Here is a 22,889-nt window from a genome sequence, read left to right as displayed (position 1 = left end):
CATGAGCGAAAATATAAAATACAGCTATGATTTAGAAGAAATTCCTGCGAATTTTGACAAATATATAGCTAAGATTAATAAAGATATTCAAGATTATATCAGAAATACGCCTGAGATTAGTAAAATAGCACACCATACGCGTGATGCGCATGCCAATGGCTATGCCGCACTAAAAGCAGAGGTTGAAATTTTAACCAATCTACCCGAAGAACTGGCTCAAGGCATTTATAAGCAAGCTGGAAAATACGAAGCTGTCGTGCGGTTTTCGAACGGATCATCTCGTGTGTTGCCCGATAAATTAAGCGGAAATGCACAGGGTTTTGCGTTGAAAATTTTTGGTATTAAAGGTAAAAAATTAGCTCCGGGTGAGGAAGATTCACCTAATGTTGATTATAATTTGATTAATAATCCAGTGTTTTTCTGCAACACGGCAGCACATTATGTGTTTATTTCGAAGTTATTTTTACAGCTAAACGATTTCTTTGAAAGAGGTGCTTTGGGTAAGTTGGAATTTGCCACTTTATGGGTGACTGAAAACAAAAAAGCTTTCCCAAATTTTGAAGCATTAAAGGAATTGGGCGCTTTAAAAACATTTGAAAAAATCCCTTCTATAAACAGTTTTTTGTATGAATTTTACAGTATGGGTGCTGTTCGTCATGGCGATTATATGGCGAAAATTCGAATTGCACCTACTGTCGAAACTCAAAATCTTATTACCGAAAAAGATATTGATATAGATAGTGCCGATTGGCCTTACCGCAAGGGGATTATCAAAGAAATTGCGAAAAACGATTTGACTTTTGAATTGCAAATTCAGTTGTGCAAAGACCTAAAAAAGATGCCGATTAATGATCTGACCGAAGAATGGTCGCAGGAATTATCGCCTTTTCAAACGGTTGCAAAAATTAGAATTCCGAAACAACAGGTTCCTGTAGATGGCAATTTTGATGTGATGGAAAATTTATCTTTTACACCATTCCGCACGTTGGAAGAAAATGCGCCTATAGGCAATTTGCAAAGAGCAAGGCAATCGGCATACGTCACTTCTTCCACGGCAAGGCACGATCTTAATCATAAAAAAAGAAGAGAGCCAACGAATTTGCAAGAAGCCTTTGACCCTAATTTTTATAAACTTTAATTGTCGTACAAATGAATTCAATAAAAAAATCACCGTAGCGGGTAGTGGTGTTTTGGGTTATCAAATCGCTTTTCAGACTGCTTTTCACGGTTTTGATGTTACCGTTTATGACATCAATGCGGAGATTGTAAATAGAGCAAAATCAAAATTTGATGATTTAGCAAAAAATTATCGTATCGATATTCAAGCTACCGATGCGCAAATAGCAGCGGCAAAGGAGCATTTGAGCTATACGAGTAATCTGGAGGAAGCGCTTAAAGATGCCGATTTGCTTATTGAAGCTATTCCAGAAGAAATCCAAATAAAAAAGGATTTTTACAAACAGGCAGCGCAATTGGCTGCTGACAAAACGATTTTTGCAAGTAATTCTTCTACCTTATTGCCGAGTCAATTTGCAGATAGTACGGGTAGGCCACAACAGTTTTTGAATCTACATTTTGCCAATCAAATATGGTTGCGCAATACAGCTGAAATCATGGCACATCCTAAAACGGATGAAAATATCAAGAAAGAAATTATTTAGTTTTCTAAAGATATCGGTATGGTGCCTATTGTCGTGAATAAGGAATATATATTGTCTCTGACCAGTTCAGGAATTCCCAAACTTTGCGCAAGCTGGTTAAAATCTGAACGTTTTATTTTTCGTTTACGACCACCCAATGTGAGAGCCATATCTTCCTTATCTTTTGGATAGATTAAGTTAACATTGATGAGATCATATGCTGGAGATAATAAAACACCATGATTCGTATGCATGAGTGAAAAATTCTTGAGATGCATGTCGTTATTTCCAGTTAAAAAGCTAAACAGTACGAGCCTAAAATATTTGATTGCATCTAATCCGGTGTTGGAAGCAAATTGCTTGATGATTTTTCCTACGCGTTCATAAGAGCTATTGTATTTTTGCTCGGTCATAAGCTGCGATAATTGACATAAATCTTCAACGTGGATTTTTTTGCCCTTCTTACGGTCAAATCGTTTTGTAATGTAGGCCAGTTCTCCTGTGGAAGTTCGTATTAATGCGTGTTTTGCTGTTTCTATCTTAAATAACGCTGCGAGGTGCATCGTTAGATCTTCTACTTCTGGCATGAGTAGATATTCTTTTGATTGAGGTTTCAGGATATAATCTCCCGAAAGACCAACTAAGGTAAGTCGCTTACTGCCCTTTTCTCCATTTAGACTGAGTGATATTTTTGGCTGTACGCCAGTTATTGCCAATCGCTCAGCTACAGTAACTTCGCCTAATTTTTTCAATTTTTCCTGGTCCAACTCCAAATAGGGAACTTGAGTTGTTCCAAAAAACACTCTTGAACATGCTGTATGATAGTCTCCTGTTTCAACTGGTTTATAGCAAAACAAACAATTAGCCATCGTTTTCCGCCTCCATCGGATAAACAGAAACTGCTCCTATAGTGTCTCGACATAGGTTTATCAACAGCGCAAAACGATCTCTGGGATTGATTTTCCAATGCTTTTCACCGATTTCCAATAACCATCCTTCAGGAATTAATCCATCAAAGAACGGAAATAATATATTGCTATAATACGTGTTTTCGGAAATCGGTAAAGTTAGACTGATAGGTTGTGGATCAGTTTTTTTTAGATAATTCTTATCATAACTAAATGAATAACCATGATCTGTCTCAATGAGATATCCTGCCAAGTCATCATGAAAGTATATTTTTGCTTCGCGTGCCATCACTCTTTAATTTGATCAATTACACCAACTTCTTTACCGAATAACGCCAATATGTCATTTATTTTGTCTAAACGTAATGTTTTTTTTCCCTGCTCGAGGTCACGCACAAACCTTAAGCCGACTCCAGCATTCGCAGCTAAATCTTCCTGTGTTAGCTTTAATTCTTTTCGTTTCTGTTTTACAAACACGCGTAATGAATCCATAATTATACCCTATCTGATATAAATATAGTAAATATTCTTAAATTATACTGTATCGGGTATAATTTTTATATTTTTTACATACTTTATACCCGTTCGGGGTGAAAAAACTTCTTTCTGTTGTTTGCAGTAGTCTTCTTAGAAATTCTTTAAGGGTAGTCGTGTTATTTAGACGGAACTTCTGTTTCAAGCGGTTATATCGTGTGAAGCATAAGCGGGATATTTTGAGAAAAAAGTTTATGATGAAGTCGACGTAAAATATAAATAATTTTTTGAACAGCAGAACGTTAACTATTTGCCCAGAGGGCTGTAAACCTGTGTGCTATAAGCGTGATTTTTTCTTTTTAAATTTTCTACCGTACCAAATGTAGAAACCTGTTACCGGCAGAGAGGCACAGATTAAACTTGTTACAAAAGCGATCCACATGCCTGTAGACCCGGCTATTTTTCCGACATGAATATCGTAATTGGAGTTTCGCCATTTCATGCCCAGTGTTTTATCATTTTGTAGGCGTTTGTAGTATGCACTCCCATTCCGAAGATCATAGGCATAGGCATCGGAGGCCGACCACCAGGTATTTCCTTTCGTATAGATATTTACATTAGCTTGAGTAGTTTCGGGAACCAAATTGATCAAAACGCCCTGATGTGTACTGTCCTTTTTCAGAACGTCAGACCATATCAGGTCTAAAAGTGCTACACGTGATTCTGTCACTGGGCTGCCTTGAATTTTTGGTTCTTCTATTTTCGTATTGGGCCGCTTACCGTCCATAAGCCAGTAGATGCTAGTTTCCCACCACTTGAAGGACCAAACCAAACCGGTTGATGCGATGACAATCGCGAACAAAAATGCATAAAAGCCAAGTACTTGATGAAGATCATAGTTGAGACGTTTCCACTTCGCGCTGAAATCTATTTTTAACCGCTTTACAGCTACCTTCCGATTTTTTGGCCACCAAAGGAAAAGCCCCGAAATTAGTGTAATGATAAACAGCAGGACGCTGCTCCCTACGATTGCGCTCCCTACGTCGCGCCGGAGATAAAGGAATTGGTGGATCTGCCTTACAATCCAGAAGAAGTTTGTCTCAACGTCTATTTTTCCTAAAACGCGGCCGCTGTAGGGATCTACGAAAATACGGTCCCAATAGATGATTTCTTTATTTACAAATACACCCCCGACATCGTTCTTTGGACGGCGCTTAAGTGCTTCAAATAGATGAACTTGTCGTTGATCATCTGTAGCAGGAACACGGATAATGGTAATGGTATGATCGGTGACACGCTGCGCATTTGCCTTTAAGACGGAAAGGGGAAGTATTTTCTTGCCTTTCTGTGCCGTTACCGTTACATAACTTGGATGAAATAGGGCAAATAGTTCCTTTTCAAATACATAAATAGCGCCTGTAATGCTTACGATAAAAACCACCAGACCGGACAATAATCCGATCCAGCGGTGTAAAAACAAGATCATCTTTTTTAAAGTCATGCTTAAAAGGTATAGCCTAGTGTAAATAGTAAATTACGTAGTGCACCTGGAAATAGACGGATATAATCGTAACCACCTACCCAATGGGTTTTATTGGTGATATTATTAAAGTTGGCCTGCAATTGTACTTTTCCAATGGTATAATATAATGCTGCGTTCAGTAAACTGTAGGATGGGATGGTCTGGTTCTGGTTAAGGGAAAGGTTTCGCTTATCCACATAATTGGCCCCGACGCCGATTCCCAAGCCTTTTGCTTTTCCGGAAGGAATGGAGAATCTGGTCCAGATGTTTGCCGTATTTTGAGGCGCATTTGGTTTTTGTCTGTTCAGTTCTTCATTATTTCCACCTTCGGTAATCTTTGCATCATTGTAGGCATAGGAGGCAATAACGCTCCAGTGCGGGAGAATTTGACCCTGAATATCAAACTCTATCCCTTTCGATCTTTCTTTTCCGATTTGTTCCATTAAATCTGCATTGTCGGCAGTGGGGGCGGGGTAAAGCGTATTCTTCTGATTGATCTGATAGATAGCTGTACTTGCCTGGAGTTTTCCGTCCAACCAGGCTGTTTTTAATCCAAATTCGGTCATGTCATTTTCGAGTGGATCAAATGGACCTCCGGCATTAGGGTTTGCCAGTGCCGAAGCTGTCTGCGGATTATAGCCTTTTACGTAAGTTCCATATAGATTGATCTGTGGGTTGATGGTGTAAACTGCTCCAAAGCGCGGCAGTATAACATCCTGCAGAAAGTTTTGTTGAAGTCAATATTCCGGTCTCCTTATTCGAGTCATTTTTGACGCAGGAAAGCCCTTTTCTGGCCAAACTTCATATGCTTTTAGAATCGTCGCGATCGGGCATCCTGTTTGACAATTCGGCTTTGATCAGTGTACAGCAGAAAAGGATTATAACCGAGTTGCTCAATTCGGAGCTTGATCAGGAATGGAATCCTTATTTTGTTTTGGTAAACTCATGGAGTTATTGGCGCGAACATTTGACCAGCATAAACTTGGTAATACGGTGTCTCGAACGGATAATAGCCTTAGTACGGAAATGAAAAAACTGATGGCGGAAGCAAAAAGAATAGTAGAAAATAGTTTGACCGATCCGCCATCTTTATCGCAATTGTCTGCTGAATTAGGAACGAATGAAAACTATTTAAAGAAATATTTCAAGCTCTGCTATGGTACAACCATTTATGGGCATTTGACCAAGGTGAGAATGCAAAAAGCTAGGAGCTTACTTACACAAGGAGACCGGCCTATAAATGAAATTTCACGCTTTTTAGGCTATAACAATCCTGCGCATTTCTCAGCAAGTTTTAAGAAGCATTTCGGGGTAAAACCAAAAGTAGTGCAACGTTCTTCAAAAGTCTAAATCTTCTGTTTACCACCCTGTGAGTTGGTCCTGTCCTTTTGAGTATCTGTATCAAGCGGTTTATTTATTCGCCTGTTCACTACGATCCTTGCGTTTTTTGTCTTTTTGTCGCTTACTTCAAACGCCGTTTTGCTAGGGGTGGAGTTTTGGCGATTTTTCCCAAACTCCAAGCAGCCCTTATCGTTAGCCGAAGCTGCTTGAAGTTAAAGATGCTTAAATTAAAGTTTGTCCCACCAGTCTGAAATCTTTTTCTTGACACTCTCGCGGAGTTCCGCACGTTTTTCTTTCCGTTCGGCTTTCTTGGCTTCCCGTTTGGCTTTTTCCGCTGCGTGTTCTTCGGAAGCCGCCTTTTCTACGCGTTCCTGATAATGATCATAGGCCTCATCAACACTCGTCCGGAAGGATCGTCCTTCCAAGGGTTGCAAAGCTGTATCCACGAAATCTGGGCTTGTTTCGTCAACAACAGTAATCACTGCTATTTCCCCCACTTGCAAGCTATTATTGACCTGATCAATAAAATCGGTCGACACAACAAATTCTTCGGTATCCATCGTCGCCCCGATAAATGTTCCGGTAAGTCCGCCCAGCAATAAACCTAGTGGACCGCCCACAATACCGATCAATGCACCGATGGCACCTCCGCCGAGTGTTTTCCAGCCGCCCTCTTCTGTCGCGTCTTTCAGTACGTCAAAACCACCCTGATCTGTTTTTCGGATGGTTATAGACTCATAAATACGAATGTCACTATTGCGGTCGAGATCGGCTAATGTGTGGTTTACCGCGATTGATTTCTCTGTCGAATCAACGATATAAATCAAAATATTTTCCATATGGATTTGAATTTTGTAATGAACATTTTTGTGTTGTAATAAATTTAAATTATTTTTTTTGAGTTGGTCAAATAAAATAATAATATGACTCGGGGGTTATTTATTCGTAATAAAACGAGCTGATCTGAGCAGCTATTGCCTCACGGAACGAAAGTCATAATAAGGGTGGTTTTTTATTTTTAGTATGGACGATAGACTTCCGGATAAATTGTAATCTATTGGTGAAGTTTATGTAAACGAAGGTGTCTGAGTAATAATTCAGGATAATCTGCTTGGACTATATTTGCCCCGTTCTGATGCACTTTGCCAAATTCAGCTGGATCATTCAAAACCAGTTTATCGACATTCCAGAGACTATTGATAAATGTTTTAGTACCAAATTTGTGTACCATCGAATTAATTTCTTTTGTATTTGTCTGATATCAATTTCAGCCATAGCGACTCCCAGAGCAATTCATGATTTGGAATTAGTTATCTCATACATGTAAAGTGTGGATTGATCATCATCGGGCACAAAGTACAGGCAGACCTTTCCGTCAACGACATCGGTGTAAAAAGGATTACTTGTCATAATGCGACCTGTTTTACTTCTTAAGTGGATTGGCAGGGTATAGGTGCTCTGATAGGTATGAATATCCATTAATTGAATGCCCCCGATTACGATGCGCTCCTTTGCGTGGGGATCTTTCAAAAAACTGTTGACCCCGGAGCAAATCATCAAACCTTGACCCACATATTGTCCATCCTGAAAATGAATAAAATGCTGATTATTGTTAGAGATTGATTTTAAATGCCATTTACCACGATCGAGCAATTGTTGTTTCCACGTATAAAACTGCATAGCATCCCAATTGAAACCAACGAGTTCATGTCGATCTCGATCGCAAACAAGGGCTCCAATGGCATCGTCTACCGTAAATTCAACCTTCGCTTCCATGGTAGTCGGATCTATTCTGTAAATCAGCGACCTGCCGTGGGGACGATATTCACAGACTGGGATCCAAATATATTGACCATCAAAATCTATCCCCCCGGGATGATAAACGCTATCTTTTCCTAAACGAAGTTGAGCAATAAGCTCTCCTTTAAAATTAAATTTCATGAGATAGCCCGTTCCCAGGCCGACGGCCTGCTCTTCGTAGATCGGCCGCTGTTTAGCTATCAAAGCTTTTTTTATCGGTATTTGTCTAGTGGCTTACGGGAACTGCTATTGCAGAGCTTTCTTTTTTTATTAATTTTTTATATATAGAGTTAAATTCGTTGTGGTTTTTTGCCTGTATTTTATTAGCTTTATACATTCATTTTTGCTATTTAATTGTTCGCTTGGCCTCCCAATTCGATGTCTCTTGAATAGAAGAATTGAAACTTTTATCCAGTTCTATAAATTATATCATAAGTTATTGCTAGTTAATTTTCATAGATAATGAATCATTTCAAGTTCCAATCTGCTGTATTCATATTTTTGTGTTGGGTGTTTGTTTACCCTGCAATAGCACAGCAGCAGACATTTCCGCAAAAAGAAGATTATTTACAGCTGCTGGAGCGCGCAGCAAAGGAAAATAAGCCGATGTTCTTGGTGGTTCATCAACGGGACGATCAGTTTATTCCTTTTAGAGGCTCTGTTTCAAAAAAAGCAAAAGATATCCTCAGTACGCAGTTTGTGTCGGGAATTGTTCAGGTGGATCGGGATGAATTTGACCATCCGTTGCAACGGGCTTTCTATTTGAACAAACCGATGTACCTTGTTACTGATAAAGATGGGATTCCTATTTTACGAATAGACAAGGCGGTTGATGGGGGAGATGAGCTGGAAAGACTCATAGACTCGGCAAATACGCTTGCAAAAGCTGAAACTCTCGGTAAGCTTATAGCAGAATATCGAAAGGGGATCCGTCAGCAGTCCTTGCTGAACAAAATACTCCGCTATAATCAGACATTTGATCAATATACAGACCAGCAACTGTTGAGTGACTATATAGCACAGCTGACGATAGAGCAATTGAATAATTTTGAGACGGTTGTTTTTTTATTGAGCTGTGGCCCTGTATATAATAGTAAATCTTATTTATTGGCACGTACCAATAGTAAAATGGTGGATAGTCTGTATTCCTCGTTGCCATTGCCCGTTCGTAAAAAAATAAACAATAGAATTATTCAGCGGACATTTCGCGAATCGCTTGACAAGAGAAACTTTTCATTAGCTCAAAACGTTGGTTATTTTGCCTATACGACATGGACATCTAATTATTTGCGCGCTTCCAATTCCCAAGGTTATTATCCCTTGGAGTATAAAAGGCTAATGAAAGATAGTCTGTCTTACGTCCGGATGGCAAGGAATTATTATGAACAATCATTTTATAAGGTGGACCCCGATTCCTTGTCTCGAATGGATTTTGCGCAAGATCGAAAGATCAATTTTTCAGGAAATCAACTTGTGTTGGACAGTGCACAAAATGCGGAGTTCAAATCGTTGGTTGGTAAAGGACGTAAATATTATCAGGATGACCTGGCAAATAATTTGAATTATGGTGCTAAACAGATCTTGGCCTTTGAGAGAAATGATCCTTCGGTTATATTTGATGCGATCCGTTGGCAAAAGAAAACAATAGATCTCAAACCTGATGTGCCAGCATTCCGTTATACGATGGCTTTATTGTTGTATCGGGTTGGCTTTTATGCGCAGGCAGAAGAAGAACAACAGAGAGCTGTGAAATTATCGAAGTCAAATAAGCTCTATCAGGAAAAAATGAAGGCCGTATTGAAGCAGATGCAGTCCAGACGATTATGATCAGGGCTAATTTGGAGCGGGACCTGTATGTAAACGGATTGGAATGGTAAACTGCACACGTACAGGCATACCGTATTGATAACCCGGAGCCCATTTTTCGGCTTTCTTCAGTACTGCTATACCATTTGCTGCTGTTCCATACCCGAGGTCATTAATCACTTCAAATTCATTCGCCAGACCATTTTTTTCAATGACAAAACTGATGAGAAGTTGTCCTGATACTTTTGCATTTAAAGCTTCTTTGGGATATTTATAATTCTGGGCAATAAAGATCATAAGGTTTTTTATCCCGCCAGGGTATTCCGGTTGGACATCTCGACGTGTATAGGGATGCACATTGCCCATACTATCTGTGCTGGTTCCCTTGCTTAACACACCTTTTTCATACCATTCTTCAAACTTGATCTTTCCTTTTTTTAAAGTACCTTCCCAATGTCCTTGACGTAATCCATCAACATATACACCTTTTTCAGTATTTATATTGTTTTTAAATTCGAACGTGCCATTTCCATTTTCGACCTGCTTTCGGCCTGTTGAATCAGCATAATAGATTAGTCGGCTATGCTGGTCCTGAAAAAGAAATTCGTTGGGACTGGCTTCAGAACTGGAGAAAAATCTAATTTCTCTTAAAAGACCATTTTCGTGGTATCTTTTTACAGTATCGCTCAGTTTATTGTCTTTATATCCGGCTGATACCGCTAGGTTGCCATTGTTGTAATAACTTTCAATAATGCCTTCCAGATATAATCTTCGTGGGTCAGCTACTTTTGTCCAGCCATGTCTTTTTAAATTGCCATTTGGATAGTAATCGTTTACCTCGTAAAGCCCCAATTCATTTGCTGTTAAACGAATAATGTTTGTGTAAGCGGCTGAATCTTTTATAGCAGTAATACCACGATTTTTCTTTATATAAGTGACAATTGTTTCTTGTGCTTTTGCATGAATCACAAGGGACGTAAAAAGGAGGAAAATAATGTATTTGTGTATATTTAAGGGATAATAGTGCATGATATGGTTAATTTTATTTAATCAAATATATATTTTTTAGGTGAAATAATCCGCAGCGTTGGACAAACTATTTCGAGTGGAATGATGTCCTCTAAGTAAAAGATTATGAATAATTCACCTATGCAGAAGATTGCACGAGTTGGTCTAGGTACCTTTTTGGTGGTAGCCGGTATTGGACATCTGTCCTTCGCCCGCAAGGAATTTCAGGCTCAGGTGCCGGACTGGGTTCCGATCTCCAAAGATGATACTGTTGTATATTCCGGTATTGCGGAAATTGCTTTGGGTGCTACACTGATTTTCGCACCTGCTAAACATCGATCGAACGTTGGAAAAATCGCAGCAGCGTTTTTTGCAGCTGTGTTTCCCGGAAATATTGCTCAATATAAAGACCATCGCGACGGCTTTGGATTGGATACGGATGGAAAGCGGCTTGCCCGTTTATTTTTTCAGCCTATATTGGTTGCATGGGCTTTGAAAAGTACATGCAAGAGCTGATTGGGTGAAGACTGGTTGAACAGAAGTTGATACAAAATTGTAAAAAACAAACCATATGTCTGCGGCTGTTGTCCTATAGGTATCCATGTAAGGAGTAACTTAGTTAAAAGGTCGGGTGTTCCATTTTCATCCGACCTTTTTTATTTTTTTGCGCTATTCTTTTGCTAATTTCCAACCTTTTGTGTTTTTTTATTGCTCATTTAAATAATTATATTCGCATCAAACATATAAAATAACTAACCTATAAAAGTACAGACCAGATGGAAGAAAAGAAATTAAATGAACTGAGCAATGAAGAGTTGTTGGTTCTCAAAAAGAAAGCTAAACCCACGAAAATAATCAATGCATCAATTATTGGCTTTTGTTTGGGGATCGCTGCCTACAGTATATTCGTAGCCGGTTTAACCTGGCCTACAATTTTCCCATTGATATTGGCCATTTTGTTCTTTAAATATTTTGGAAAGAATGAAAAAGCGGTGGATGCGGAACTGAAAGCCAGAAATCTCAAATAGAAAAAAGAAAACCATTGCAGCTGCGCTGTTGTTTATTTTTAAAAAACAGCTTAAGATGAGAAGGGAACAAATAGAAGCATGGGTAGCGCAAGGATACAATGTGCTGGAGCACAGGAAGCCCAAAGTCGTACAGGGCGATATTTGGGCGTATCTCAATCAGTGTGATGGCCATGGTACCGAGGTCCATGCACTTTCAGAATTGCAGCAATGGTCGGATAAGGAACTAGCCGAAATGGAACTGAAAAAATATGCCGATCAGTACGGACAGATGGGCGAGAAGCTGTTTCTGCGAAATGAAGCAATCCGAAATAAAGAATTTGATAAGTATGAAGCCTTCCTGTTGCTTTTTTTTCCGGACAGTGTCGAAAAAGAGCTGGAGGAAGCCCGGTTTTTGGCCGAGCGTGTGAAACGTGTTAGCAAGGAAGAAATGGAAAAATGGACGCTGGCTCACACAATCAATGTACTGATATCTGATCTTCACTGCCTGGACTATGGAGCCATTATGAGCGGGATGGTGATGCCATCCGAAGATGTGGTCACTTATACCGACGACGGGCTTAGCGATACCATTGATTGCCATGTTACGCCGATGGAGTTTTTCGCTCATACCAACCATGACTATTACTGGATCGATCCTGCCATAAGAAAATCCTAATGGAAGTTCTTATAAGAGCCTTTTAGGTTTACTTTTCATACAGAATAAGGTAAAGCATCCTGATAGTGTCCGGGATGCTTTACTTTTTTGAACTATTTAAGCTACAATTTCTATCGGATTTCCCTCCGGATCAAGCACGACACTTTCATAATAACCATCCCCCGTAGTACGCGGCTCGCTTTCGACGATATAACCATCCGACCGTAATTGCTCGGTCAGATTATCGACAGCATCCTTTCCACCGACGCTAATGGCCAGATGGGTATAGCCTTTGTTCAGGCTCCTATCAGCCGCGGCAGTAGTAATATCAATACGACCGTCTTGGTCTGAATGACGGAGAACTGGGGCTTTTACTGTTATGTTTGGGAGGTGGTGCACTATTAACGATGCCGCTTTCCGGGTTTTTCATCGGGAAAGTTGGGAGCAGACAAGTGATTTTGATTTCAGGTTTGATAGCTGCCGTAGTGCTCCCTGTACTGTTGATGGTAACCAATAGCTATTTGATGGCCTGTGTTCTTTTTATATTTGGCTGCAGTATAGGTGGTATAGATGTGGCCATGAATGCACATGGTGTGCAGGTTCAAAATGCAATAGGTAAACCGATAATGTCATCTTTACATGGACTGTTCAGTGTTGGAGGGCTATTTGGATCGATCGGCTTGGGTTTTCTGATAAAGATGGGGTTAGTTCCTATTTATGCAGCAGTTACCATAGCCATTCTTTTAATACTGCTACTGATCTTACAATATCGAAAGTTGCTGAGCTACCAAAAGGAAAAAGAAATCATTGTCCAGTTTTCCCCTATTGATGAAACTCAGGTCTCAAAAAAAGGATTTCAATGGTTTAGGTGGAGTGTGCTGATACTTGGGCTGATGTGTTTCATTGCCTTTTTGTCTGAGGGAGCGATGTTGGACTGGAGTGCGATTTTCTTGCGGGATCACAAAGGGGTATCTCCTGAGTTTACGGGAATTGGATATGCGGCATTCTCCGTTGCGATGGCGGTCATGAGATTGCAGGGAGACCGATTAGTAAGTAAACTGAATAGTAAGGTTGTGGTGATAGGTGGTAGCTTGTTGGCTTCGTTGGGCATTTTGATCGTAGTGTGTAGTCCTTGGTTATCGCTAACGCTCATTGGATTTGTCCTTTTGGGACTGGGAGCCGCCAATATTGTACCTGTATTTTTTAGCGAGGGTGGACGGATTGAAGGACTTTCGCCGACGGTAGCCATTCCGGTTATCTCAACAATGGGTTATGCCGGTCAGCTGGCGGGCCCCGCGCTTTTGGGGGCTATTGCGCAGCATTTTTCTTTGATCATTGCTTTCGAAACAATAGCTTTGCTTTTTCTAGTGGTAGCTCTTATCTATAAAATCAGGAAGTAATCGCATGTTAAAAGAAGAACGTTTTGAGATAATCCTCCGCGAATTAGCGGTCCGGAGGAAGGTGAAATTTGAAGAGCTGGCGGTGTTGTTGGCGGTATCGGAAGATACCATCCGCCGCGATATAGACCTTCTCTATCGGAACGGCTTGCTTTCCAAGACCAGGGGCGGTGCTATACTGCGAGAAAAAGATCCACTGACTTTCCAGGATAGGCAATCGTTTCTGACCAAAGAAAAAGATATTATCGCATTAAAAGTACAGCCGTTTCTGAAAGATGGCATGACTCTTTTTGTGGATGGTGGCACCACGACGCGGGCCGTAGTGAATGCTATGCCATTGGATATCCGGGTTCGGATGGTTACAAATAATTTTTCCATCGTGCCACTGCTCGAGAAGTTCAAAAATGTGGAACTTATTTTTTTGGGTGGTCATTTTGAACCCGATCTGGCTGTAACTTCAGGCATCACAACCTGTATGGAAGTTGCTAAGTATAATGCCGATATCTTTATCATGGGAACTTGTGCTGTAGATCCTGAGCTCGGTGTTTCGGCGGCGTCAGCTGCAGATGGAGAAACCAAAAAGATGATGGTTCAATGTGCAAAGAAAACAATAGCCTTAGCCAGCCAGAATAAGCTATATCAAGGTGAACTGTTTAGGGTGTGTCCAATAGATTCGCTCACGGCATTGATCACCGACCTGGACTCAAATGATTCCGAATTGAATCTCTTTAGAAATATGGACCTGCAGATTGTCTAGCCAATTGACAGCGACAAATCTGACGAGATTTGGTAGATGATATAAAGCTTCCAAATAATAATAATATTAAAGTCTTCGCAGGTATTGATGACCTTTGTCTGTTTTAGTCCGGCAATAAAGTGGATAATAATAGGCTTTACTTATATTTCAAGTAACGCTATAATCGATCCTAAATAATGCGCCGCTGTTCGGCAGCAACTGTCAATGTTTGCTGCAGATCCACTACGTCGCCGATGATAATGATAGCAGGATGCCCTATCTGATGCTCCTTGCTTATTCTGACGAGATCCTTGACTTTGCAACGCACCTGTCTTTGTTGCGGCAAGCTCGCATGTTGTATAATTGCTGCGGCTGTTTCTCCTTTGCTGTGCAAAACATAGGTGCGTGCTATTTCATCGAGCTTACGCATTCCCATATAGATGACTACAGTAGATCTGCTCTGAACTGCCAGGGCCAGATCGGCAGATAGGGATCCGTCCTTTTTCATACCTGTTAATGCCCATACGCCTTCACTTACACCACGATGTGTCAGCGGAATATCATTGAGGCCGGCGCCTTGCATGCTGCTGATGCCCGGAATGTAGGTCATGTTAATTGATCTGTTTTGTACGGTAAGCCATTCTTCAAAGCCGCGCCCAAAAAGATAGGGATCGCCACCTTTAAGCCGTACCACTCTTTCGTATCTTTCGCAATAGTGAAGGATGAGCCTATTGATTTCTTCCTGGGGCACGTATTTTCCGTAAGGATGCTTGCCGACATAGTGTTTTAAACAGTTTTTATCTGCTATTTGAAGGATTTCTTTATTAATTAAGTTGTCATATAAGATCACTTGTGCATTTTCTATTGCTTTATATGCTTTCAGGGTGAGTAATTCGGGGTCTCCAGGGCCAGATCCTACAATAAATAACGATGTTGTGCTTAATTTTTCCATGTTATTGTTGTTTTTGTTGTTGAATTATATGTAAATCTATTAAAAAATTTGATATAAATCATAAAAACTACAATTATTTACAGTTTTTTATTGAAAAAATATTACTAAAATCATATTTATTTTGATTTTTTAATTTTTTATTGCATAAATTAGTGTTGTTAAAATATTAAATTGAATTTTTATCATAAAAAATAGCAGTTATGGAAAGAAAAAAGGTTGTTATTGTTGGTAATGGTATGGTCGGTAATAAGTTTTGTGAAAAATTAAAGCAGAAAATAAACGATCTGGAAATAATTGTGTTTTCAGAAGAGCCGATACGAGCTTATGATCGTGTTCATTTGACAGATTACTTCAAAATTTCGTCTATTGACGAGCTTTTCTTGTTAAAAAATGAGTGGTATTTGGAAAATAATGTAAAAATTCATTTAGATGATCCAATTGTTGCTGTAAATCGATTAAAAAAAGAAGTGGAATCTCAAAAAGGTATCACAGTCAATTATGACTATCTGGTTTTTGCGACTGGTTCTGCTCCTTTTGTTCCACCGATTCCGGGCATTGAAAAGGAAGGGGTATTTCTATATCGTACCATCGAAGATCTGGATCTGATCAAAGCTTATGCGGCAAAAGCGAAGCGTGGTACAGTAATGGGCGGTGGACTTTTGGGACTCGAAGCTGCGAAAGCAATGGTGGATCTTGGTCTGGAAGAGACTGCCGTGATCGAATTTGCCCAACGCCTGATGCCGCGTCAGATTGATGATAGCGCCAGTATGTTGTTGCAACAAAAGTTGTCAGAACTAGGCTTGACCTGTTTATTGCAAAAGTCGACAAGCCAATTGCTGGGGGATGATCGCCTGACGGGGATTGCTTTTCAGGATGGTTCGTCGATAGAGACGGATTTATTGGTGATTTCAGCAGGTATACGTCCCCGTGATGAGCTGGCCAAGAAAATTGGACTGGATGTTGGTGAAAGGGGCGGAATATTGGTTAATGCGCAGATGCAGACTTCTGATCCTGTAGTTTATGCTATCGGTGAGTGTGCCTTAGTGAATGATATGATCTATGGTCTGGTAGCACCGGGCTATGAAATGGCTGAAATTGCGGCATCTCATATTGTGGGGGAAGAGAAATCCTTTAAGGGATTTGACATGAGCACCAAACTGAAACTGATGGGAGTTGATGTGGCTAGTTTTGGAGACGCTTTTATCAGTGAGCCTTATGCACGCACGATCTTATTGGAGGATCGTAATAAAGGTATTTATAAACGATTGAACGTAAGTAAAGATGGAACGCGTCTGCTGGGTGGGATACTTGTCGGGGAAGCGGCAAGTTACAACATGTTGCTTCAGATGGTCAATAATAGCCTGCCGTTGGCGGAACACCCTGAACTCCTTCTTTTGGGCCAGCAGAGCGAAAGTAAGTCGGCTTCTGCTGGTCTGGAGGCTCTTCCTGATGCGGCATTGATTTGCAGTTGCGAAGGTGTCACTAAAGCACAGATCTGTGATGCTGTGATAACTGGTCATTGTGAAAATGCAGATGCGGTAAAGAAATGTACCAAGGCTGGATCGGGATGTGGCGGCTGCGTGCCGATGGTCAAGGACCTGGTCAATTATACGATGAAACAGCAAGGGAAATATATCCGGAGTACCATTTGTGAACATTTCGATCTGAGCCGCCAGGAACTATATGACCTGATCAAGATCCATGAGCTGAAAAGTTACGATCATGTATTGGATGCGCTAGGCCGCGGACATGGCTGCGAAGTCTGTAAACCGCTGGTGTCTTCCTTGCTAGCGAGCCTTTGGAACGAAATGATTCTTGGCAAGGGTAATGATGTGGCTCAGGATAGTAATGACCGTTATTTGGCCAATATACAGAAGGGTGGGACCTATTCAGTTGTTCCGCGCATTCCGGGAGGTGAAATTACCCCAGATAAACTGATTGTTATCGGGGAAGTCGCTAAGAAGTACAGCCTATACACAAAAATTACGGGCGGACAGCGCATTGACCTATTTGGTGCACATCTCAATGATCTGCCGTTTATCTGGGAAGAACTTATTGCTGCCGGCTTTGAAAGCGGACATGCTTATGGCAAGGCACTACGGACTGTCAAAAGCTGTGTGGGCAGTACCTGGTGTCGGTTTGGGCTGCACGATAGTGTTTCTTTTGCGATACGGATAGAGGAACGTTACCGTGGTCTTCGTGCTCCACATAAGATAAAGTCGGCTGTTAGTGGTTGTATCCGCGAATGTGCCGAGGCGCAGAGTAAGGATTTTGGAATTATTGCGACGGAAAAAGGCTGGAACCTCTATGTGTGCGGTAATGGCGGAAGTAAGCCGCAGCATGCTTTGCTGCTTGCATCGGATATCGATAGTGAAACCTGTATCCGTTACATTGACCGTTTCCTGATGTTTTATATCCGCACTGCGGATCCGCTGACCCGGACTGCTACCTGGCTCAATAAAATGGAAGGCGGAATAGATTATTTAAGGAATGTTGTGGTAGAGGATGGCCTGGGTATGGGGGAGGCCTGGGAGCAGGATATGCAGCTGCTTGTCGATAGTTATCGCTGTGAATGGAAGGTAGCAGTGGAGAATCCGGAAATTCGCAAACGCTTTGTCCACTTTGTTAATGCACCCGAAGAGAAGGATGAAACTGTTCGCTTTGACAGCTTTCGCGGACAAAAAAAAGCTGCTGATTGGAACGTCAGTACCTATTAAATATAAAATCGCTAAACCTTTTAATTGAAATCATATGAATACGCAAATTGACATGAAATGGCTGAAGGCTTGTCGGATAGAAGATGCTATTGAAAATGGTGGAGTCTGTCTTAAATTGAATAACGAACAGGTGGCGCTGTTTTATTTCGCCCGCCGCAATGAGTGGTATGCCACACAAAATGAATGTCCGCATAAACGGCAGATGATTTTAAGCCGCGGCATGCTGGGCTCTTTGGGTGAAACGCCTAAAGTCGCCTGTCCGTTCCATAAGAAAACCTTTGCGTTGGATACAGGCGAATGTCTTTCGGGTGACGAATGTGCCATTAAGACTTATCCTGTGAAGGTGGAAAACGGAAGTGTTTTTATTGGGATGACTGCTTAGGAGAAATAAAAATAATTGAATCTAAAACCTTTTAAAACAAAAATACGATGGATTATATTAGCCCTAAAGAGGTAGCTGGTGCCATGATGAACACCGCTATCTACAAATCTTCGCTTCCGGTCAAAGATCTACTGATACGGGGAGCATTGTCAGGTGCCTTATTGGCAATTTCTGTTACACTCGCACTTTTGGCCACTTCGCAGACAGGATTGGGATTAGTCGGTGCATTCGTTTTTCCTGTAGGGTTTGTTATTATCGTCATCCTCGGTTTGGAATTGGTGACAGGCAGCTTCTCTCTCGTACCTTTAGCCTGGTTTGAAGGTAAAATCAATTTTAAGGCTATGGCCAATAATTTACTCTGGGTTTTTCTAGGTAACTTGCTTGGAAGTGTCCTCTTTGCGATTTTATTTTGGGCTGCTAGTACAGAAACTGGACATTCGAGCCAGCTCGGAAACATCGAACAGAGCCTGATCCTGATCAGCGAAAAGAAAACGCTTGGATACAGCGCCCATGGTGCAGCAGGCTTGTTTTCGGCTTTTGTTAAAGCTATTTTGTGTAATTGGATGGTCTGTATGGGGGTGGTGATGTCCATGACGTCTAAGTCTACTCTTGGCAAAATACTGGCTGCAGGTATTCCGATCTTTATATTCTTTGCATTAGGCTATGAGCACGCAGTGGTCAATATGTTTGTGATTCCTGCCGGGATGATGTTCGGTGCAAAAGTGACTATCTCCGACTGGTGGCTGTGCAATCAGCTGATTGTAACAGCTGGAAATATTGTCGGCGGATTGCTGTTTACAGGGATGGCTATCTATTATACCTATCATCAAAAAGAAAAAGTGTCGACTTCACAAAACTAGATTTTTATGCATCAGATAAAACAATTATTCATGTTACTTCTATTGTTAGCTATTAGCATGGAGTCTTACAGTCAGGAAAAAACAGTCAAAGGGAGTTTGTTTGAGGGAATTGTCGTGGCAGGATACGCTGATCATGGTGCTTATATCAATTGTACTGGACCAGCGGTGAAATATATATTCAGCCCGAAAAGTTGCCTGTTGTTGGGTTTATTGCCGAGCTTAAAACTTAAAGAAGATAAGGTTGAAGCAGGGAAGCCAAAGAATTCCTGGGTCACCCCGTCTCTAGGCTTTGGTCTGACGGCCGTATTCCGGCATATTGCTATTCAGCTGCCCGCATTTTACGCGGCGAAAACGGGTACTGCTGATGGCAAGTGGCGTTTGGGGGTCGGTTTAGGCTATAAATTTTAGTGTGATGTATTTTTAGGGAAGTATATGGATTGGGGAGTCGTTAGCCGTCTTAGGCTGTTTCACTCCCCATATTTTCTTCCGAAAGATCATGCAAAAGCTGGAAGTTTTTAATAAAGATATTTTTTTTGTCCATCGCTATCGCCTCTAGATCGATAAGTTCACCTAGCATGCGGTAGACGGTCTCGTAAGTAGTACCTACATAGGATGAAAGATCTTTTTTACTCAAGGTGAGACCGATATATCCGTCTATGTTTTCCTCGCCAAAAATACGGTAGAGTAACAATAAGCTCCAAGCAAGCCGGTTTTTAACAGGAAGCTGTGTCAGGTTGGTCATTTTTTGCTCAGAAAGATGTAGTTCGTCGGCAAAAAATAACATCAGCCGATAGCTCAATTCGGGATTTATGCGTAGCGTGGACAGAAAAAATGGCAGTTCCACGAAGCAGAGCTGCGTGACATCCAAGGTAGTTGCCGAAATGGGATAGACGGTTTGTTCAGTACTGATACCGCGATGGCCTACGATATCTCCTTTTTTTGCAAAACGAACAATGGTTTCCTTATCTCCAAGATTGCGGTGAACTTTGACAAGTCCAGACTGGACAAAATAAATACCCCGAACCGATTGCCCTTCGGTAATAAACTGCTCGCCTTTTTTCAATCTGATATTTGTTCGGTGCAGGTCGATTTGTCCAAGCCAGTCTTGTAGGACATAACGGCACATAAGGCAGGAGTGGTCGCAAGTATTTACTTTTTTCGATTTCATGAAGGCCTGATTCGTATAACGGACGGTGTGTTATCTGTCCAAAGTTATTATCTATTCGTTTAAATTCCTATTTTACCTTCTATAAAAACAGTATATCTTTTGATTTTAACTTATTAATGTGTGGAACTGGATGAAATTTTGCATCTCCATTATGGTTGGCATCTTGTTGATGCTGTCATTTGAAATCAGCATTTATTGTTTTCTTCGGTTTAGTGTAAAGACCAATAGTATGATGAAGCTAAGGATTTATTTAATTTTTGTTACTCTTTATTGTATGTTGACGCTGTTTTTATCCTGTGGTTCCAAAGAGAAACAGCGGGAAAAGGTATAATAAATTTAAAAATTCATCGAGAGAAAAAAATGAGGGCGATGAGTTTCTGTTAGTCCACCTTAAACCGTTTGGGATATTCGCCTGTGGTATCTAGGCTAAAAAAATCATCGAATTTTTCTTTAGGCGTATGGGCATAATAGTCGTTAAGTAGCCCTAAAAAACCTTCGAGGTTAGGTGCAATAACATTCCGGTCATTTTCTTTATTCCAGTATTCAATCAATTGACCTGCCTGTCCGGTAAAGATGCCACCTAGATCATAGCAGATATAACTTCCACCGCCGTTGTGGAATATAGGGATCCAACGTTCATTCCACCAGTTTTCGATTTCAAAGTCCATACCAATCATATTGGTCAATTCCTGCGCTGTATCCAGCGCCTCTTCTAGTGGGATGAAAGTCGAATTGTTAACAAAGGCTTCATAACTTGTATTGCGCTGCCCATTTTTCCAGCGATAGAGTGCTTTAAGATCATGAGGTATTTCAATATCATATTTCTGTTCAAGGGCCCTAAAATCTTCTGCCGATAACGGGGATTGTAGATAGGTATACAGTTCAGGTCTTAGATTTTGGATATAACTGTCTAATGTCGCTAGCGTCTGTTGCATAATCGTCGATTTTTGATGCATTCCTAAAGTTAGTCATAATTGGCTGAGTATGCGAATTATCATGTGCGCTAAGGATCGTAAGAAAAGTTAAAAATGTTAATAATTATTTAATGGGAATTAGTGTAAATTTATGTCAGCATAAAGCTGTAGCTATGTTCATCATTGGATAAAACGATAACGGATCTTCAAGTGTTATTTATGCAGGTATCCTTTTTATAATTTACTGAATACGGATGAAAAAGATCGAACTAGTCCCACGTGTTGGGATTCAAATTGAAGGTATTGGTCAGGTTAATCTCGGTGCGGGCCGTGCTGAAGTTCAAAATGTACTTGGTGCTCCTTCAGATGCGCTGGACGACCAATATTATTATGATGAACTCGAATTGAGACTTGATTTTAATGATCAGGGAACATTGGAATTTATAGAAAGCATCAATGGACCCTATCCAGAAAAAACTGAAATCAGTATCTATGGTGTTAATCCGTTTCAGGTCGAAGCGACCGAACTTGTAAGTATCCTGCGTGATAAAAATGCGGGTGAGGTTGATGATGCCGAAGCGGGATATTGCTATACATTTTTAAATAGCTCTGTTGGTGTCTGGAGACAGATTACTGAAGAGGATGTTCAGGAGGAGATTGAGGAAATCAAAGCCGATGGCGAATACGAAGACAATGCGGATATGCTGCTGGAGGACCTTAAAAAGTCAAAGTTCTTTTGGACGATTGGCATTGGCGTAGCGGGATATTACGCGGAATAAAGATAAATAATCTACTGAAAAGTTGCCTAAACTCTAAGGGCTTTGTTGGACATTCTTTTTGAAGAGCTTACTGAACGACTGTGGATGTTCGAGACTGAGACCTTGCCCTTTGGAAGCGCCAGTGATGAACCATACCTTTTGTGATTTCATGTTTTTTTGTTTTTAAATAAATTGATGATACAAAGATGGCCGATCCACCGATTTTGGAGGTAGGCAGATCAACGGATCTTGTAGTCAGATCGTGGATAAGCTATTTTTTCTTTAAAACAATTTTTGCTTTTAAGTGCTTTATTTAAAGGTGATGCAGATCTATTTTAAGGTTGTGCAGCATGAATGGTAGTTAAACTTTAAAGACGTTGATATGTTAAACAAAAATGATGTTGCCCCTGATTTTACCTTGTATGCGACACCCGATCAAAAAATTAGCTTATCAGAATTCAAGGGGCATAATGTGATCTTGGCATTTTATCCGGCAGATTGGAGTCCGGTATGTAGCGATCAGATGGCCTTATATAATGAAATGCTCAAATATTTCAAGAAATATGATGCGGAGATTATGGGTATCTCCGTTGACAGCAAATGGTGCCATATGGCCTTTGCGCAATCCCGAAAGCTGCATTTTCCACTTTTAGCCGATTTTGAAGCTAAAGGCGAGGTCGCCAAGAAGTATGGTGTTTACGATGAAGAGGAAGGGGAGTGCAAGCGCGCACTTTTTGTGATTGATAAGGAGGGCGTTATCGCTTGGAGTTATCTGTCTCCGACTGCGGTCAATCCGGGTGCAGACGGTATCATCGAAGCATTGGAGAATCTTAAATCAAAATAA

28 protein-coding genes are annotated in these 22,889 nt (G+C 40.7%); 15 read left to right on the top strand and 13 right to left on the bottom strand.

Annotation, left to right across the window (positions count from 1 at the left end):
• The first annotated feature begins 1 nt into the window (after window position 1).
• Together IQ31_RS18970 and IQ31_RS18965 are read left to right on the top strand one after the other, a co-directional pair.
• Window positions 2–1,138 (top strand): catalase family protein, encoded by a 1,137-nt coding sequence (locus tag IQ31_RS18970; protein ID WP_070567531.1) that lies wholly within the window; start codon window positions 2–4, stop codon window positions 1,136–1,138.
• Entirely contained in the window at window positions 1,113–1,661 is a 549-nt protein-coding gene (locus IQ31_RS18965; RefSeq protein ID WP_070567529.1) for a 3-hydroxyacyl-CoA dehydrogenase NAD-binding domain-containing protein, read from the top strand. Before IQ31_RS18970 ends, IQ31_RS18965 begins: the two co-directional genes overlap by 26 nt.
• Here the strand turns inward: IQ31_RS18965 and IQ31_RS18960 are convergent.
• From IQ31_RS18960 to IQ31_RS18940, 5 genes are all read right to left on the bottom strand, one after another.
• Window positions 1,658–2,509 carry a HipA domain-containing protein gene (locus IQ31_RS18960; RefSeq protein WP_083296020.1) on the bottom strand — a complete coding sequence of 284 codons (852 nt, stop codon included), beginning with the start codon at window positions 2,507–2,509 and terminating at the stop codon, window positions 1,658–1,660. The two genes, IQ31_RS18965 and IQ31_RS18960, sit on opposite strands and share 4 nt — an antisense overlap.
• Window positions 2,502–2,837: a HipA N-terminal domain-containing protein gene (locus IQ31_RS18955; RefSeq protein WP_070567527.1), complete on the bottom strand. Its 336-nt coding sequence runs from the start codon at window positions 2,835–2,837 to the stop codon at window positions 2,502–2,504. The genes IQ31_RS18960 and IQ31_RS18955 overlap by 8 nt, the downstream gene beginning before the upstream one ends.
• Window positions 2,837–3,040 (bottom strand): type II toxin-antitoxin system Y4mF family antitoxin, encoded by a 204-nt coding sequence (locus IQ31_RS18950; protein ID WP_070567525.1) that lies wholly within the window; start codon window positions 3,038–3,040, stop codon window positions 2,837–2,839. Before IQ31_RS18950 ends, IQ31_RS18955 begins: the two co-directional genes overlap by 1 nt.
• Window positions 3,041–3,359: 319 nt before the next feature.
• The gene (locus tag IQ31_RS18945; RefSeq protein ID WP_070567522.1) at window positions 3,360–4,523 is read right to left on the bottom strand and encodes a PepSY-associated TM helix domain-containing protein; all 1,164 of its coding nucleotides are present in this window, start codon (window positions 4,521–4,523) and stop codon (window positions 3,360–3,362) included.
• A 2-nt stretch (window positions 4,524–4,525) separates the two neighbouring features.
• Window positions 4,526–5,251: a TonB-dependent siderophore receptor gene (locus tag IQ31_RS18940; RefSeq protein ID WP_280176861.1), complete on the bottom strand. Its 726-nt coding sequence runs from the start codon at window positions 5,249–5,251 to the stop codon at window positions 4,526–4,528.
• A gap of 238 nt (window positions 5,252–5,489) precedes the next feature.
• On the opposite strand from IQ31_RS18940, the gene IQ31_RS18935 reads away from it, so the two are divergent.
• A complete protein-coding gene (locus tag IQ31_RS18935) occupies window positions 5,490–5,894 on the top strand; it encodes a helix-turn-helix domain-containing protein (protein WP_158638921.1) in 405 nt (134 codons plus the stop codon).
• Between the two features lie 218 nt (window positions 5,895–6,112).
• Here IQ31_RS18935 and IQ31_RS18930 read toward each other — a convergent pair whose 3' ends face one another.
• The 3 genes from IQ31_RS18930 to IQ31_RS18925 form a co-directional block, all read right to left on the bottom strand.
• Window positions 6,113–6,724, bottom strand: a complete 612-nt coding sequence (locus IQ31_RS18930) for a DUF1269 domain-containing protein (protein WP_070567516.1) — start codon at window positions 6,722–6,724, stop codon at window positions 6,113–6,115.
• A 215-nt stretch (window positions 6,725–6,939) separates the two neighbouring features.
• Entirely contained in the window at window positions 6,940–7,116 is a 177-nt protein-coding gene (locus IQ31_RS27380; protein ID WP_157698392.1) for a hypothetical protein, read from the bottom strand.
• Window positions 7,117–7,178: 62 nt separating this feature from the next.
• Window positions 7,179–7,889 carry a DUF6454 family protein gene (locus IQ31_RS18925; RefSeq protein WP_070567514.1) on the bottom strand — a complete coding sequence of 237 codons (711 nt, stop codon included), beginning with the start codon at window positions 7,887–7,889 and terminating at the stop codon, window positions 7,179–7,181.
• A 258-nt stretch (window positions 7,890–8,147) separates the two neighbouring features.
• Between IQ31_RS18925 and IQ31_RS18920 the strand changes: the two genes are divergently transcribed.
• Window positions 8,148–9,512 carry a tetratricopeptide repeat protein gene (locus IQ31_RS18920; RefSeq protein WP_070567511.1) on the top strand — a complete coding sequence of 455 codons (1,365 nt, stop codon included), beginning with the start codon at window positions 8,148–8,150 and terminating at the stop codon, window positions 9,510–9,512.
• 6 nt (window positions 9,513–9,518) lie between these two features.
• On the opposite strand, the gene IQ31_RS18915 is transcribed toward IQ31_RS18920, so the two are convergent.
• Window positions 9,519–10,520 (bottom strand): energy transducer TonB, encoded by a 1,002-nt coding sequence (locus tag IQ31_RS18915; protein WP_070567508.1) that lies wholly within the window; start codon window positions 10,518–10,520, stop codon window positions 9,519–9,521.
• 105 nt (window positions 10,521–10,625) lie between these two features.
• On the opposite strand from IQ31_RS18915, the gene IQ31_RS18910 reads away from it, so the two are divergent.
• The 3 genes from IQ31_RS18910 (at window position 10,626) to IQ31_RS18900 (ending at window position 12,182) form a co-directional block, all read left to right on the top strand.
• The gene (locus IQ31_RS18910) at window positions 10,626–11,015 is read left to right on the top strand and encodes a DoxX family protein (protein ID WP_070567506.1); all 390 of its coding nucleotides are present in this window, start codon (window positions 10,626–10,628) and stop codon (window positions 11,013–11,015) included.
• A 260-nt stretch (window positions 11,016–11,275) separates the two neighbouring features.
• The gene (locus IQ31_RS18905; protein WP_070567504.1) at window positions 11,276–11,527 is read left to right on the top strand and encodes a hypothetical protein; all 252 of its coding nucleotides are present in this window, start codon (window positions 11,276–11,278) and stop codon (window positions 11,525–11,527) included.
• 55 nt (window positions 11,528–11,582) lie between these two features.
• On the top strand, window positions 11,583–12,182 hold the full coding sequence (locus tag IQ31_RS18900; protein ID WP_145329235.1) for a hypothetical protein: 600 nt from the start codon (window positions 11,583–11,585) through the stop codon (window positions 12,180–12,182).
• 96 nt (window positions 12,183–12,278) lie between these two features.
• On the opposite strand, the gene IQ31_RS18895 is transcribed toward IQ31_RS18900, so the two are convergent.
• The gene (locus IQ31_RS18895; protein WP_232475700.1) at window positions 12,279–12,560 is read right to left on the bottom strand and encodes a VOC family protein; all 282 of its coding nucleotides are present in this window, start codon (window positions 12,558–12,560) and stop codon (window positions 12,279–12,281) included.
• Here IQ31_RS18895 and IQ31_RS18890 point away from each other — a divergent pair.
• Both IQ31_RS18890 and IQ31_RS18885 read left to right on the top strand, forming a co-directional pair.
• Window positions 12,545–13,561, top strand: coding sequence for an MFS transporter (locus IQ31_RS18890; RefSeq protein WP_244294534.1), 1,017 nt, complete (start codon window positions 12,545–12,547; stop codon window positions 13,559–13,561). The two genes, IQ31_RS18895 and IQ31_RS18890, sit on opposite strands and share 16 nt — an antisense overlap.
• A gap of 4 nt (window positions 13,562–13,565) precedes the next feature.
• A complete protein-coding gene (locus IQ31_RS18885; RefSeq protein WP_070567496.1) occupies window positions 13,566–14,315 on the top strand; it encodes a DeoR/GlpR family DNA-binding transcription regulator in 750 nt (249 codons plus the stop codon).
• Between the two features lie 169 nt (window positions 14,316–14,484).
• Here the strand turns inward: IQ31_RS18885 and cobA are convergent, their stop codons facing one another.
• Window positions 14,485–15,246 carry a uroporphyrinogen-III C-methyltransferase gene (cobA, locus tag IQ31_RS18880; RefSeq protein WP_070567494.1) on the bottom strand — a complete coding sequence of 254 codons (762 nt, stop codon included), beginning with the start codon at window positions 15,244–15,246 and terminating at the stop codon, window positions 14,485–14,487.
• Between the two features lie 200 nt (window positions 15,247–15,446).
• Between cobA and nirB the strand changes: the two genes are divergently transcribed.
• From nirB to IQ31_RS18860, 4 genes are read left to right on the top strand one after another with little or no spacing between them, the layout of a single operon-like run.
• On the top strand, window positions 15,447–17,963 hold the full coding sequence (gene nirB / locus IQ31_RS18875) for a nitrite reductase large subunit NirB (RefSeq protein WP_083296018.1): 2,517 nt from the start codon (window positions 15,447–15,449) through the stop codon (window positions 17,961–17,963).
• Window positions 17,964–17,997: 34 nt separating this feature from the next.
• Complete coding sequence (nirD, locus tag IQ31_RS18870; RefSeq protein ID WP_070567492.1) at window positions 17,998–18,345, top strand: nitrite reductase small subunit NirD; 348 nt, start codon at window positions 17,998–18,000, stop codon at window positions 18,343–18,345.
• 47 nt (window positions 18,346–18,392) lie between these two features.
• Window positions 18,393–19,205 (top strand): formate/nitrite transporter family protein, encoded by an 813-nt coding sequence (locus tag IQ31_RS18865; protein WP_070567490.1) that lies wholly within the window; start codon window positions 18,393–18,395, stop codon window positions 19,203–19,205.
• A gap of 30 nt (window positions 19,206–19,235) precedes the next feature.
• Window positions 19,236–19,613, top strand: coding sequence for a hypothetical protein (locus IQ31_RS18860; protein WP_232475702.1), 378 nt, complete (start codon window positions 19,236–19,238; stop codon window positions 19,611–19,613).
• Window positions 19,614–19,662: 49 nt separating this feature from the next.
• Here the strand turns inward: IQ31_RS18860 and IQ31_RS18855 are convergent, their stop codons facing one another.
• Together IQ31_RS18855 and IQ31_RS18850 are read right to left on the bottom strand one after the other, a co-directional pair.
• Window positions 19,663–20,373 (bottom strand): Crp/Fnr family transcriptional regulator, encoded by a 711-nt coding sequence (locus IQ31_RS18855; protein WP_145329229.1) that lies wholly within the window; start codon window positions 20,371–20,373, stop codon window positions 19,663–19,665.
• A 380-nt stretch (window positions 20,374–20,753) separates the two neighbouring features.
• On the bottom strand, window positions 20,754–21,308 hold the full coding sequence (locus IQ31_RS18850; RefSeq protein ID WP_088163473.1) for an SMI1/KNR4 family protein: 555 nt from the start codon (window positions 21,306–21,308) through the stop codon (window positions 20,754–20,756).
• 233 nt (window positions 21,309–21,541) lie between these two features.
• Here IQ31_RS18850 and IQ31_RS18845 point away from each other — a divergent pair, with 233 nt between their 5' ends.
• Both IQ31_RS18845 and IQ31_RS18840 read left to right on the top strand, forming a co-directional pair.
• The gene (locus IQ31_RS18845) at window positions 21,542–22,066 is read left to right on the top strand and encodes a hypothetical protein (RefSeq protein ID WP_145329227.1); all 525 of its coding nucleotides are present in this window, start codon (window positions 21,542–21,544) and stop codon (window positions 22,064–22,066) included.
• Window positions 22,067–22,427: 361 nt separating this feature from the next.
• Complete coding sequence (locus tag IQ31_RS18840; protein WP_088160607.1) at window positions 22,428–22,889, top strand: redoxin domain-containing protein; 462 nt, start codon at window positions 22,428–22,430, stop codon at window positions 22,887–22,889.

The organism is Sphingobacterium siyangense (assembly GCF_007830445.1).
Taxonomy (GTDB): Bacteria; Bacteroidota; Bacteroidia; order Sphingobacteriales; family Sphingobacteriaceae; genus Sphingobacterium; species Sphingobacterium siyangense.
This window is presented reverse-complemented; position numbering and strand designations above follow the sequence as displayed.